This is a genomic window from Commensalibacter sp. B14384M2 (assembly GCF_016101865.1).
In the GTDB taxonomy this organism is placed as follows: Bacteria; Pseudomonadota; Alphaproteobacteria; order Acetobacterales; family Acetobacteraceae; genus Commensalibacter; species Commensalibacter melissae.
This window is the reverse complement of the sequence record NZ_JACFPS010000001.1, coordinates 306,524-319,846: the sequence shown is the minus strand read 5'-3', so window position 1 is coordinate 319,846 and position 13,323 is coordinate 306,524. Positions and strand designations below refer to the sequence as shown.

The 13,323-nt window shown below is 38.5% G+C and carries 11 protein-coding genes; 5 read left to right on the top strand and 6 right to left on the bottom strand.

Translation table 11 applies throughout. The annotated features are described in order from the left end of the window. The first annotated feature begins 20 nt into the window (after nucleotides 1–20). Nucleotides 21–911, top strand: coding sequence for a glycine--tRNA ligase subunit alpha (locus H3R33_RS01465; RefSeq protein ID WP_110438318.1), 891 nt, complete (start codon nucleotides 21–23; stop codon nucleotides 909–911). Between the two features lies 1 nt (nucleotide 912). Beyond that, on the top strand, nucleotides 913–2,973 hold the full coding sequence (gene glyS / locus H3R33_RS01460) for a glycine--tRNA ligase subunit beta (RefSeq protein ID WP_198184590.1): 2,061 nt from the start codon (nucleotides 913–915) through the stop codon (nucleotides 2,971–2,973). A 5-nt stretch (nucleotides 2,974–2,978) separates the two neighbouring features. On the opposite strand, the gene H3R33_RS01455 is transcribed toward glyS, so the two are convergent. The 6 genes from H3R33_RS01455 to H3R33_RS01430 form a co-directional block, all read right to left on the bottom strand. Next, complete coding sequence (locus H3R33_RS01455) at nucleotides 2,979–5,495, bottom strand: glycosyltransferase family 2 protein (protein ID WP_198184589.1); 2,517 nt, start codon at nucleotides 5,493–5,495, stop codon at nucleotides 2,979–2,981. Between the two features lie 137 nt (nucleotides 5,496–5,632). Continuing rightward, nucleotides 5,633–6,154, bottom strand: coding sequence for a translation initiation factor IF-3 (infC, locus tag H3R33_RS01450; protein WP_110438321.1), 522 nt, complete (start codon nucleotides 6,152–6,154; stop codon nucleotides 5,633–5,635). A gap of 174 nt (nucleotides 6,155–6,328) precedes the next feature. Next, nucleotides 6,329–8,296, bottom strand: a complete 1,968-nt coding sequence (gene thrS, locus H3R33_RS01445) for a threonine--tRNA ligase (RefSeq protein ID WP_198184588.1) — start codon at nucleotides 8,294–8,296, stop codon at nucleotides 6,329–6,331. A gap of 42 nt (nucleotides 8,297–8,338) precedes the next feature. Next, a complete protein-coding gene (locus H3R33_RS01440; RefSeq protein WP_232342102.1) occupies nucleotides 8,339–9,253 on the bottom strand; it encodes a glycosyltransferase family 9 protein in 915 nt (304 codons plus the stop codon). Next, complete coding sequence (locus H3R33_RS01435; protein WP_198184586.1) at nucleotides 9,243–10,415, bottom strand: glycosyltransferase family 4 protein; 1,173 nt, start codon at nucleotides 10,413–10,415, stop codon at nucleotides 9,243–9,245. Before H3R33_RS01435 ends, H3R33_RS01440 begins: the two co-directional genes overlap by 11 nt. A gap of 16 nt (nucleotides 10,416–10,431) precedes the next feature. Next, nucleotides 10,432–11,100 (bottom strand): glutathione S-transferase family protein, encoded by a 669-nt coding sequence (locus H3R33_RS01430; protein ID WP_110438325.1) that lies wholly within the window; start codon nucleotides 11,098–11,100, stop codon nucleotides 10,432–10,434. Nucleotides 11,101–11,363: 263 nt separating this feature from the next. Here H3R33_RS01430 and minC point away from each other — a divergent pair, with 263 nt between their 5' ends. The 3 genes from minC (at nucleotide 11,364) to minE (ending at nucleotide 13,250) form a co-directional block, all read left to right on the top strand. Then, the gene (gene minC / locus H3R33_RS01425) at nucleotides 11,364–12,071 is read left to right on the top strand and encodes a septum site-determining protein MinC (RefSeq protein ID WP_198184585.1); all 708 of its coding nucleotides are present in this window, start codon (nucleotides 11,364–11,366) and stop codon (nucleotides 12,069–12,071) included. 91 nt (nucleotides 12,072–12,162) lie between these two features. Further along, nucleotides 12,163–12,975: a septum site-determining protein MinD gene (gene minD, locus H3R33_RS01420; protein WP_198184584.1), complete on the top strand. Its 813-nt coding sequence runs from the start codon at nucleotides 12,163–12,165 to the stop codon at nucleotides 12,973–12,975. Continuing rightward, a complete protein-coding gene (minE, locus tag H3R33_RS01415; protein WP_122124292.1) occupies nucleotides 12,975–13,250 on the top strand; it encodes a cell division topological specificity factor MinE in 276 nt (91 codons plus the stop codon). Before minD ends, minE begins: the two co-directional genes overlap by 1 nt. The last annotated feature ends 73 nt before the right edge of the window (nucleotides 13,251–13,323 follow it).

The window sequence follows — 13,323 nt, the reverse complement described above, 5'->3', positions numbered from 1 at the left end:
CTTTTGGAATTATATAATTCATGCCATCGCATACACCCTTTCAACCAGCTTCAACAAAAAAAACGTTATCATTCCAGGGACTGATCTTAAAGTTACATGAATTCTGGAATTCTCAAGGTTGTGCATTATTACAACCTTATGATCTTGAAATCGGCGCGGGAACATTATCACCACACACGACATTACGAGCGTTGGGCGACAAACCTTGGAAAGCGGCCTATGTTCAACCCTGTCGGCGTCCAACAGATGGACGATATGGTGAAAACCCCAACCGTTTACAACATTATTATCAATATCAGGTTCTACTGAAGCCATCCCCTGAGAATAGTCAGGAGCTATTGCTTGAAAGTTATAAAGCCATCGGTATCAATCCAAAAGAGCACGATATTCGTTTTGTTGAAGATGACTGGGAAAATCCCACAATTGGCGCGTGGGGACTTGGATGGGAGGTTTGGTGTGACGGTATGGAGGTCACTCAATTCACCTATTTCCAGCAGGTTGGCGGGATAACAACCTCTATTCCTTCAACTGAACTTACATACGGCCTTGAACGATTAGCCATGTATATTCAGGGCGTTGAGAATGTCTATGATTTGGCCTTCAATGATCACGGGCTGACCTATGGAGAGGTTTTTCTCAGGGCTGAAAAAGATTATTCCCGTTACAATTTTGAATGTGCAGACACGACTCTTTTATTCAATCATTTCAAGGATGCAGAAAAAGAATCCAATGCGTTGGTCCAACAGAAACTTGCTCAGCCAGCCTACGATCAGTGTTTGAAAGCAAGCCACTTATTCAACCTGCTTGATGCCCGTGGTGTCATCAGCGTGAATGAACGCGCTTCCTATATTGGTCGCATTCGTAATTTGGCAAAACAATGTTGTGAAACTTGGCTGGCAGAGGAAAAATAATATGTCGGAATTGTTTATTGAACTGTTATCGGAAGAAATTCCCGCACGCATGCAAAAGCAAGCCATGGAAAATCTTAACCGTTTACTGAATAATGCGCTGATCAATCTTAATCCCAGTGATGCTAAAACATTCTCCACACCAAGACGTATCGCTGTTTCTATGCAGATTGACGCTACCATCCCGGCACAAGAGCTGGAGGAAAGAGGACCACGAATTACAGCCCCTGAAAAAGCGTTAGAGGGTTTTTTACGCAAACATGCGGCTCAAAAAAAAGATTTGATTGAAGAGAACGGTTTTTGGGTTTTGAAAAAAATTAAGCCTGAGCAATCGGCTAGCCAATTTATTCAGGAAAAAATTCCGCAACTTTTATGGCAATTCCCCTGGCCTAAATCACAGCGTTGGGGAAATGGCAGCCAATTTACATGGGTTCGCCCATTGCATCGCATCACCTGTATTCTAAATGGTGAGGTTGTTCCTTTTACCTTGGCAAAAGAAAATGATGATGCGCATGGATTATCCAGCGATCAAATCACTGAAGGCCATCGTTTTCTTTCTCCTTCCCCCTTTACCATCCGCAATACAAAACAATGGCAGGAAACACTGTTTTCCCATTATGTTATTGCCGACTCTGAACAGCGTCGTGTAAAAATTCTTGCAGACATATCCAAGCTTGCAGAAAATAATAAACTTCAACTCGTTTCTGATGAAGGACTTTTGAACGAAGTTACGGGACTTGTTGAATGGCCCGTCGCGTATATGGGTAAAATTGATTCCATTTTCATGGATTTGCCACAAGAAGTAATGCAAGTTTCAATGCGAGTGAATCAACGTTATTTCACACTGAAAAATCAAGATGGCTCACCAGCAGCACGTTTTATTTTTATAGCGAATATTAGACCAGACGATGATGGTTCCTTAATCATTGCCGGAAATGAGCGTGTTTTGAGGGCACGTTTTGCCGATGCCCGTTATTTTTGGGAACAGGACCGTAAAACACAACTTGTATCATATAACAACTCATTAAATGATGTTATTTTTCATGCCAGACTCGGCAGCCAATACGAACGTGTGCAACGTATTGTCAAAGTTGCAGGCTTTCTTGCAAACGAACTTTGCGCCGATGTGGTTCATGCACAACGTGCTGCTTTACTTTGCAAGGCTGATCTTGCAACAGGAATGGTTGGTGAATTCCCGGAACTCCAAGGTATTATGGGGGGATATTATGCTCAACATGATAACGAAAATCCTGCCGTAGCGCTTGCAATCAAGGAACATTACAAACCTTGTGGTCCAAAAGACCAGACCCCCACTGAACCATGCTCTGTTATCGTTGCACTCGCGGATAAAATCGATTTGCTAACCGCATTTTTTGCCATAGGTGAAAAACCCAAAGGATCTGGTGATCCTTTTGCATTAAGACGGGCTGCCTTGGGGATTATCAGAATCATCCGTGAAAACAATCTCTCTCTTGATTTAGAAAAAGTATTTGAATTCTCCATTTCAACACTTCCGAAAGATTTACAACAAGCTTCAGATCTGAAATTTTTGGCAAATTTCATGAATGAACGACTTATTATTCAGTTACGAAGTGAGGGTTTACGATATGATATTTTATCAGCAGTTTCACAAAAAAATCATTTAACTGATATTTCCGAACTTCTTAAAAAAGTTAATGCCATAAATCAAATTCTTGAATCATCCGAAGGAAAAGATCTTCTGGCCGCTGTCAAAAGAGCAAGCAACATTCTCAGAATTGAAAACAAGAAAGACGGCCCTCATCACGGTGAACCCGATCCGTCTCTTTTCCATACTGATGAAGAAACAAATCTGTACAGTCATTTAAAGCAAGCTACACAAATGATTGAATCAGCACTTGATCATAAGAAGTTTGAATTTGCAATGAATACTATAGCTTCCTTACGCTCTGAACTGGACATCTTTTTTGATAAAACTATTATTAATGATCCAAATGAAACCATTCGTCATAATCGACTTAAACTTCTCAATCAAATTGATAATGTGGCTAACCTTATTGCTGATTTTAGCCAAATTGAAAAATAGTTATATTAGATTTTAACTGGGTCTGTTAATTCATAAAACAGCTGGGGCTTGACTTTAAAATGAGGTGAATAGGCTGAATCATTTTTATAAACCGCCTTTTCACCCCATTTTTTTTCCATAAATTCTATTTCATATGTGAAACGTTCTTGGTGTTCAGGTCTATCATCACTACCTCTTGAATAGCTTTCATGATGAATGGCAATCACATCCATGCACATAATAATTCGATAACCTGCCTCTCTTACTTTCAAACATAGATCGACATCGTTATATGCAATTTTTAAATTAATTTCATCAAATCCATCTACCTCATGAAAAACTGATGCCTTTACCAACATCATGGCCGCTGTTACTGCAGTCAATTCCTGTGATAATACAGAACGTCCGATATAACCAAAATCATTCTTGATCATCCCCCTATTCATATGTTGGGCAATTTCCCCAGGACCAACAATAATGCCTCCATGTTGTATTCTTCCATTCGGATATAACAGTTTGGCTCCCACAATTGCAATATCATCAGCAAATTCCGCCTCATTCAACATGATTTCCAGCCAATCTTCATTTTCGATAAATACATCATTATTTAAGAATAAATAAAAATCGGATTTTATTTTTTGAGCAGCCAGGTTATTCAAACGTGAAAAATTAAATTCTTCTTGTACTGTTAAAAAATTCACAGTCTTTTTTCGTGAATAGTTTTTTATAAACTCCAGAGTTTCTGGTTTTTTTGACCCATTATCAACCAATAATATATTATAGTGGCTATAATTGGTTCGGTCCAAAATACGGTCAACGCATTTTTTGGTAATTTCAATCTGATCTTTGAAAGGGATAATAATTGTAACAGTTGATTGCGGTATCTTATTCCATGCAACCTTATACATCGTAGCATTCTCTATTGAGCTTACCATAGTTTCTTGACCCGTACGTTTCAAATGATCACTTACACAGGCTATACCTGCCTTTACCGCATATTGTTTATTGGCGGTTGTTTCCGCTGTTGAATTCGGAGTAATACGCCAGTGATACAAAATCTCCTGAACATGATGAATTTGCGATGATTTTAAATATTCTGTCAATCGCAAAATAAAATCATGATCCTGTGCACCATTATATTGCGATGACAGAAAACCAACTTTTCTAACATAATCAACATGAATCATGACAAAATGACAAATATAATTACACCCTAACAAATAACGGTAATTAAAATCAGGTTTTAAATTAGGTTCGGTAAATTCACCATTGTTATCAAGCTTATCCTCATCTGAATAAACAAAATAGGCATTATGACACTGCGCTTCCATTATCATCATTTCCAATGCTTCAGGAACCAGCAGGTCATCATGATCAAAAAAAGCAATCCATTGACCTTTTACCTGTTTCAATCCTTCGTTAGTCGCTTCGGAAATACCCCTATTACATGTCAGTGTAATTGCCTTGATCCTGTTATCAAGCAAAACATATTTTTTAATTTCTCTCTGAATTGATGCTGATTCTCCTCCATCATAAATCAAAATCAATTCCCAATTTTTATAAGTTTGACATAAAACAGAATCAACAGCCTCCCTAAAATGAGATAAATCAGGTTTGTAAACAGGACATATAATTGAAATTTTGGAAGATTTAAGTTTTATCTTTAAATCTTTCAAATTTTGTCTTTTTTTATCAAGTAATTTTGGTAAACTCGAGAAATATTTTTGTGCCCATAGATGATATTCATCAATTACATATTCCGGATAAGCGATTAAATTTTTAATTTCACTTTTTAGGGAATTAATTTCATTATATATACTATCTATATGCTGATTCATTATTAATAATTTTTGTTCCAACAAATCATCAACAAGGCTTGTTTGATAGGGACTGTTTTTCACTTCTATATAATCAGGCATTACATACACGCGAAATTCCGCCTTAAAACGTTTTCGAAGCACTTTGGGTATAACAACCGCAAAACCACATCTTGGCTCACTATTATAAGCACTTGCCACATCAGGACGATATCTATTGGCCTGAACCGTTTGTAATTCAATCCCATTCATGACAACAAGAATTGAACAGTTTCCTGTATATTCTCCTGTTTTCAAATCCTTTTTCAAAACCCATCCAACAATTGAACCATTCTTCCATCCATCAATAAAAGATTCATATCCTACAGAATCGTTATTTCTTAATAATTGAAAATATACATAGGATACTTGCTTATTATTCTGTTTTGAATCAGAAATTATAAAAGATGTTTCATCAATAAATTGAAATGATAGCTTATGGTTCTTATTATCCCTGTATCTTTCTGGTATGGAAAATTGAAAACCAATATTGCTGCGAAAGAAATTCAACTTTTGCTGGATAGCTTTATTTTCAATATCGCATTTAATTTCAGCAATCTTTACATCATCGATAAAAGCAGAAACAATTGTAGGTTTTTCAGGTTTAACGACATTAATTGCCCATCCCACAAATACCCCCTCTTCAATTCTTTGACAGAAACCCGTACAGCGAGATTGAGCATTCATGAACCCCATCCTTTTAGTTAACTTAAATTTACTATTTCTTGAATAAAATTATAATTTTTCAAAAATAAATATCATTGTAAAAAAAGGTATGTAAATTTTACATACCTTTATTGAACTTCATTTAATATTTTATCACATCAACGGGCTACTAAAACCATAATCATTTGACGATTTTCGATCTTGGAAGTTTGTTCTGGCTTTGCAACATCTTCCATATCAACACGGAATCGATCCAACAGTTGAACACCCAGTTCTTGATGGGCCATTTCACGTCCACGGAAACGTAACGTGATTTTAACCTTGTCACCACCAGCAATAAAACGCTTTGCCGCGTTTAGTTTTACCTGATAGTCATTTTCATCAATATTGGGTCTTACCTTGATTTCCTTAATATCAATGACTTTTTGTTTTTTACGTGCCTCATTCTTTTTTTTCTGCTGTTCATATTTGAATTTGCCGTAATCAACAATTTTCGCTACTGGCGGATCAGCATTTGGACTGACTTCCAATAAATTCAGTCCAACAGCATAAGCCATTTTCAAAGCTTCACGTGTTGGCACAATACCTAACATTTCACCATCAGCACCAACCAGGCGAACCTGTGCAGCACGGATCTCATCATCAACCAAGGGCCCTTCACGATTAGTCGCAGGGGTTATCGATGTTTTTACTATGGTTAAGCTCCTTCTATAAAAAAATCATTGAAAGGGGATTACTTACTTAAAAATTAGAAATTGAACTTATCAAAAAAATCAATCTTGTAAATAACCCATTTCCTAGATTTAATAATAAACAACTTCTTAAAATACTATAATAGATTTTAAAAAAACTATCTAGTCTTCACAATAAAATTTAGCCTTTCGCTGCGCAAAGGGAACACGCCCTTTATCTGGCGGTGATGCCTCTCGAGACAGTTGATCCATGGCTTCATTCAAAGCCATGATCTCTTGTGATTTTCCACCCAATCGACGTACCGCCAAATGACGTTCTTCCGCCTCCTTGCGCCCAATAACCAAAATGACAGGAACATGTTGCAGACTATGTTCACGAATCTTTGCATTGATCTTTTCGTTTCTATCATCCAATTCCACACGAATTCCCTGGGCTTTCAGCAGGGCAACGACTTCTCGGGCATAATTCTCCACATCATTTACAATCGTTGCCACAACTACTTGGACAGGTGCCAGCCACAAAGGGAAATGACCTGCATATTGTTCTATCAAAATACCAATAAACCGTTCAAATGATCCTAAAATTGCCCGATGAAGCATAACTGGGCGATGTCTTGCGCTATCTTCTCCAATATAAGCCGTCTTAAGCCGTTCTGGCAGAACATAGTCAACTTGCAACGTGCCACATTGCCAATCCCTTCCTATCGCATCACGTAAAACAAATTCCAGTTTGGGACCATAAAAAGCGCCTTCCCCTTTATTAAGCTCAAATTCTACACCAACCTGTTTACAGGCTTCCTTCAAGCTATTTTCAGCACGATCCCAAATCGCATCATCTCCCGCTCTTTTTTCTGGACGATCAGAAAATTTGATGCGGAAACTCTCGAAACCAAGATCTTTGTATACTTCTGACAACATTTGGACAAACAAGGCTGTTTCAGAAGTAATTTGATCTTCTGTACAAAAAATATGTGCATCATCCTGAACAAATGACCGAACACGCATAATCCCATGTAGTGCTCCAGAAGGTTCGTAACGGTGACAGGCTCCAAATTCCGCCATCCGAAGGGGAAGCTCACGATAGGAACGCAATGTATGATTGAATATTTGGATATGACATGGACAGTTCATGGGTTTCAAAGCGTATATGCGATCTTCATCCTCAACGGAAGCAATAAACATATTTTCCTTGAATTTGTCCCAATGCCCTGATGCCTCCCATAATGAACGGTCAACAAGTTGGGGGGTTCGCACCTCCTCATATCCATAACGACGTTGGACACGCTGCATATAAGCCTGTAATTCGGTATAAATTTGCCATCCTTTGGGATGCCAGAATACGGAACCTACGGCTTCATCCTGCAGATGGAAAAGATCCATCTCTTTTCCAATCCGTCTGTGATCGCGTTTTGTCGCCTCTTCCAATTGCGTCAGATAGGCATCAAGCTCTTTTTGATCACGCCATGCCGTTCCATATATACGTGACAGCATGGCATTTTTTGAATCCCCACGCCAATATGCACCAGCAACCTTCATCAGTTTAAAAGCTTTACCGACATCCCCGGTCGTTCTTAAATGCGGTCCACGGCAAAGGTCAAGCCATTCCCCCTGTCTATAAACTGTGATCGTTTCTGTTTCTGGCAAATCCCGAATGAGCTGGGCTTTATAATGCTCCCCATTGGTTTCAAAATATTCAATTGCTTTCTGCCGAGGCAGGACCTCTCTGACAAAAGGTTCATTACGCGCAATAATCTCATGCATTTTCTGTTCAATTTTACCAAGATCCTCTGGCTTGAAAGGTTCTTCACGGGCAAAATCATAATAAAAACCGTCCTCAATAGCTGGACCAATAGTAACCTGGGTTCCCGGATATAGTTCCTGTACTGCCTGGGCAAGTACATGTGCAGCATCATGACGGATTAACTCTAACGCCGCCGCATCTTTTTTTGTAATGAATTTTACTGACGAATCTTCATATATTTCAGTTAATAGATCGACTAATTTGCCATTCAGCTCCATTGCTAAAGCTGCACGGGCCAAACCTGCTCCAATAGATTGTGCAATACTTAAACCCGTAACCGATCCTTCATATTCACGAACAGATCCATCAGGCAAGGTAATAGATGGCATACTTAAAACTCCAGAACGCTATAATAAACCTAATAATAAACTTTAATGAACCCAGTTCAATTCTTGTGCAACCTTTTTTACGGAAAGATTTCTTAAATCCGCCTCATACAATATTTTGACATGTTTTCCACGTGGTGCGGTCAGCGCAGGATTACTTGATGATGAGAACAAAACAACAGAACACCCCCCCACCAATGCGGCAATATGCATTGGTCCTGTATCATTTCCGAGCGAAAATTGTGCATTTTTCATTAAGTGCCCCAACTGAAACAAACTTGTTTTACCAATCAAGTTCATTGCCTTCGGACATAATTGCAAAATCTGTCGGGAAATCTCTTTCTCTTCTTTTCCTCCAGCAATTATGGGGACCAGTCCTTTTTCAAGACACATATTCGCAATCTCACCATAATACTGAATAGGCCATCTTTTCTCCATACGTCGTGCCGAGCAACCAGGAACTAATACAACATAGGGTCGATCCATGGAAAAATCAATCATTTCGGATAAAAACCAGGATAAATCAAGCTCGGGATAATCGGTTATACCAACCTTGCTTAGCTGATCTTTCTGGCGATCAAATGTATGCAAGCGATTGCGCTCCTCATTGTCATGTCTATGCGATGCTGTTTTTGCAATCGCCGAGCCTTGTTTCTGCCCTGTAAACCAAAAGTAACGTGTCGATCGACGAGAAGTTTGTAAATCAAAGATATAATCATATCCCCGTAGTTTTTTCACTAGCCTAATCAATCCCGCAATATTGAACCAGGAAGGTTTATCATCAACAATAACACGATCAAACCAAGGTGATCTTTTGGCCAGATCAACAAATGGTGCAGATGTTAACAAGGTGATCTCTGCATTGGGATAATACTGACGAATGGCCGCAAACGGGTAAAAACTTTGGATAAAATCCCCCAAAGCACCCAAACGTATAATCAAGATTCTTTTAACTGACATCATTGATCTTTAATTTGTTTTCAGCAGGTAATATCTCGTTATAAACAGAAAGGGTTTTGCATTGCATCTGTTGTAAAGTATATTTTTTTTGAACTGCTTCCCGGGCAAGCCGACCGATCCAATTTAAATCTGCATCTGTTTTTTCCATCAACTGATCCAAAACAAATACCAAATTATTAACACTGCCGGGTTTAAAAAGGTAACCTGTAACATTTTCTTCAACTGTTTCTGCCGCCCCACCATGATTGGAAACAACCACAGGTTTCTCCATAGCCTGGGCCTCAATTACGACACGTCCAAAAGGTTCAGGTTTAAGGGAAGGTACTACAACGATATTTGCCAGTGCATAGACCGCAGGCATATCCTGGCTATTTCCCACAAAATAAATCGAATTTTTTATTTTTAGATAATCGGCTAAGGCAAGCAACTCTTTTAAAAAATGATCTTTTTCTTTGGCGGGACCGACAAAAATGCAGATCCAGTTCGGATGATTGAATTTTAATTCAGCAAAAGCCTGCAATAATAATTTATGTCCCTTCCACTCCGTAATTCTTCCCGGCAATAACAGGATCTTTTGCTCTTCAGAAATTCCCCAACTCTGTGCCAATGAACTTATTCGGTTACCTAACGGCAAACTCGGATCAAAAATAGTTAGATCAACCCCGCGTGGAATGATACATAGTTTTTGCTGGTTGACATGATATTCTTGTTGTAAATGATTAGCAATATAATGACTGATCGCTATCACCTTTTCCCCTTTGGTCATTACCTGGTTGTACCAACGTTTTCCGAACCATTTGGCCTGAAAAACTCCGTGCCAGGTTGTAACAAAACGGATATGACATTTTTTTGCTGCCAACCATGCGGACCATGCCGGCGCTCTTGAACGTGCATGAACAATATCCACTTTATAATACTGGATAATCTTAATTAACGCATAATGATTTTTCCAGATTATCCACGGATTTTTTGAGCTTAGCGGTAAATGAATGTAAATTGCCCCAATTTTTTCGAGATAATGCTGCCATATTCCATCTTCACTGGCTACAATTGCAATGCCACCCGCCTGTATGATTGCCTTTGCCATATCCACAGTTCCCCGCTCTACCCCACCTGTACCCAATGCTGGTAGAACTTGCAATATGACTGGTTTATTTTCCATTCCGGCTAAAATTTCATTAAAAATCTAAATCGGCATAATATTTGGGAGGGACTACACCACTTACCCGATCATTTAACAAGGCACGAAAACTGGGGCGGGATTTTATCCGAACATACCAATCCTTTACCATTGGATATTTATCCCAGTTAATATCACCAATATAATCCAAGCTGGAAAGATGGGCTGCAGCGGCAAAATCAGCAATTGACAAATTATTTCCTGCCAGCCAAACCCTGTTTTCAGCTAGATAGGCAATATAATCAAGATGAAATTTTATATTCTGGTAGCCTTCTCTCAATGCTTGAGCATTGGGATTGCTATTTCCAAAAAGACGTTTGAACATTTTCTCAAACAGTAAATTTCGAGTGATTTCTCGATTGAATTTGTCATCAAACCAGGCAACCAATCGTCGCACCTCCACTCTTTCCGCTAAAGTGCGACCCATTAATAACGTGTCAGGATAGGCTTCTTCCAAATATTCGCTGATCGCATAGGAATCACAAATAGCCAGACCCGTTTCTTCTACCAGGACAGGAACGGTACCAGCAGGATTCATCGACAGGAATTCATCCCGTTTTTTCCATACAGCTTCGGTCATCAATTCAAAAGATAATCGTTTTTCTGCCATTATCAATCGAATTTTACGACTGAAAGGACAAAGGGGAAGATGATACAATATTCGCATAAAGTCTTGCCATTATTCCACAAAATCTCTTTAGTGTAACATAATATGTTTTTTTACTGAAAATATTTTAAAATCAGTTTATCACTACAGTTTAATCATATAGCTTAACTTTTAATCAATTATAAAGGCTTAAATTCATCTTTTAAAAAATTACAAGATATTTATTTTTTCGTATATTATTATTTTATTTTTCAACTTTATCAAAACGTAATAATTTAGACGTCATTAATTTATTGATCTGTCAAACAGGAAATACACTCGTGGTGCATCATTCTTCGCATTCACTGCCCCCCTTACGGATCCGAGGCCGTTCGTTTTTGGCACTGGTTCTTTCACCAAAAGCCCCTCTTGTAAATTGGTTACAAAGCCTGGACGAACAAATTAAACGTTCTTCACAATTTTTCTATGGCAAACCTGTTATTCTCAATCTTGAACTCTTGACAGGCGATGAAGAAGGATTGGAAAAACTTTATCATGAACTTTTAGGCAGAAATATTCAGATTATCAGTATGGAAGGATTGCCATCCAATCCTTCTGCATTAAAGGACTGGCCTAAAAATTTCATTCTTACAGGAGGAAAGAATATCGACAATTTAAATCCCCCGATCGATTCTCCAGCTAAAAATCAATCCGTTCCTTGCTATATTACTGATAATCCCATTCGATCAGGACAAAGCATTTTTTTTCCGGAAGGGGATATAATTGTTGTTAATTCTGTTGCATCGGGAGCGGAAATTAGCGCCGGTGGATCCATTCATGTTTACGGCGCCCTGCGGGGACGCGCTATTGCCGGTATAAGTGGACAACCCAATGCCAGAATATTCACCAGTCATATGGCAGCAGAACTATTGGCTATTGACGGATATTACATGACAGCGGAAGAAATTCCAGAGGCTTTTAACAATAAATCTGCACAGGTTTTTTTAAAAGAGAATGTTATTACTGTAACTAATCTAACAAAAACAAGGTAAATAAAATTATATTCTGATATTTTTAGTGTTTTATTTGCCGTAAAATGATATTTTTAACATATTGAAAATGGATTATCATAAAGGAACAAGTATGTCGAAGGTAATCGTTATTACCTCAGGTAAAGGCGGGGTTGGTAAAACGACAACAACCGCAGCGATTGGAGCGGCCCTCGCCAAGACAGGACAAAAGGTTGTCGTCATTGATTTTGATGTCGGTTTAAGAAATCTTGACCTTGTAATGGGATCAGAAAGACGTGTGGTGTTTGATTTTATCAATGTAATACAAGGTGAAGCCACGCTTTCTCAAGCATTGATTAAAGATAAACGTATCGAAACCCTTTTCATTCTGGCCGCTTCCCAAACACGGGACAAAGACGCCTTGACTGAAGAGGGTGTCAAAAAGGTTATTGAGGAATTAAAAGAGAAGTTTGACTGGATAATTTGTGACAGTCCGGCCGGAATTGAACGCGGTGCTAAAATGGCCATGCATTTTGCTGATGAGGCCATTGTCATTACCAATCCCGAAGTATCCTCGGTTCGTGACAGTGATCGTATCATAGGCATCCTTGACAGTACAACTGATAAAGCCCAAAAAGGTGAAAAAATTAACAAACACCTGTTAATTACACGTTATGCAACAAACAGGGCAGCCCATGGCGACATGCTTAACACAGATGATATACTTGATATCCTTTCCATTCCCTTGATTGGTATCATTCCTGAAAGTGAGGAAATTCTCAAGGCTTCAAATATAGGTACTCCGATAACACTTTCTGCACCCAACTCTGCTCCTGCCCGTGCCTATGTAGATGCAGTTAAACGCTTGCAAGGAGAAAAAATAGACATTACCATTCCGACTGACAAAAAAGGGTTTTTTGACTGGTTGTTAAAGAGGAATAGATGATGAGTTTTTTATTTTCAAATTTCTTTAATAAAAAAAGTTCAGCGCCCGTTGCCAAGGATCGTTTACAGATCCTGCTGGCTCATGAACGTTCTTCTACCAGCAATCAAAATGATTCAGATTTATTGCAAAAATTACAAAAAGAAATTATGGCGGTTATCCAAAAGCATATCTCCATTGATCAAGAAAAAATTCAGGTCAAAATTGATCAAGGATCTGCCTGTTCTACATTGGCTATTGATATTGAGGTTCCCCAACAACGTCAAAAAAAATTTTGATTCAAACTTGATAATATCGATAGACTTTTTTTATGTATTTGAGGAGCTTGTTATTGATCTATAATAAAACTCC

Excerpts from the sequence above, each read along its gene's own strand:
- glyS (WP_198184590.1), top strand. The coding sequence starts at position 913 with ATGTCGGAATTGTTTATTGAACTGTTATCGGAAGAAATTCCCGCACGC.
- H3R33_RS01430 (WP_110438325.1), bottom strand. The coding sequence starts at position 11,100 with ATGCGAATATTGTATCATCTTCCCCTTTGTCCTTTCAGTCGTAAAATT.
- minD (WP_198184584.1), top strand. The coding sequence starts at position 12,163 with ATGTCGAAGGTAATCGTTATTACCTCAGGTAAAGGCGGGGTTGGTAAA.
- H3R33_RS01455 (WP_198184589.1), bottom strand. The coding sequence starts at position 5,495 with ATGAATGCTCAATCTCGCTGTACGGGTTTCTGTCAAAGAATTGAAGAG.
- H3R33_RS01465 (WP_110438318.1), top strand. The coding sequence starts at position 21 with ATGCCATCGCATACACCCTTTCAACCAGCTTCAACAAAAAAAACGTTA.
- H3R33_RS01440 (WP_232342102.1), bottom strand. The coding sequence starts at position 9,253 with ATGTCAGTTAAAAGAATCTTGATTATACGTTTGGGTGCTTTGGGGGAT.
- H3R33_RS01435 (WP_198184586.1), bottom strand. The coding sequence starts at position 10,415 with ATGGAAAATAAACCAGTCATATTGCAAGTTCTACCAGCATTGGGTACA.
- thrS (WP_198184588.1), bottom strand. The coding sequence starts at position 8,296 with ATGCCATCTATTACCTTGCCTGATGGATCTGTTCGTGAATATGAAGGA.
- minE (WP_122124292.1), top strand. The coding sequence starts at position 12,975 with ATGAGTTTTTTATTTTCAAATTTCTTTAATAAAAAAAGTTCAGCGCCC.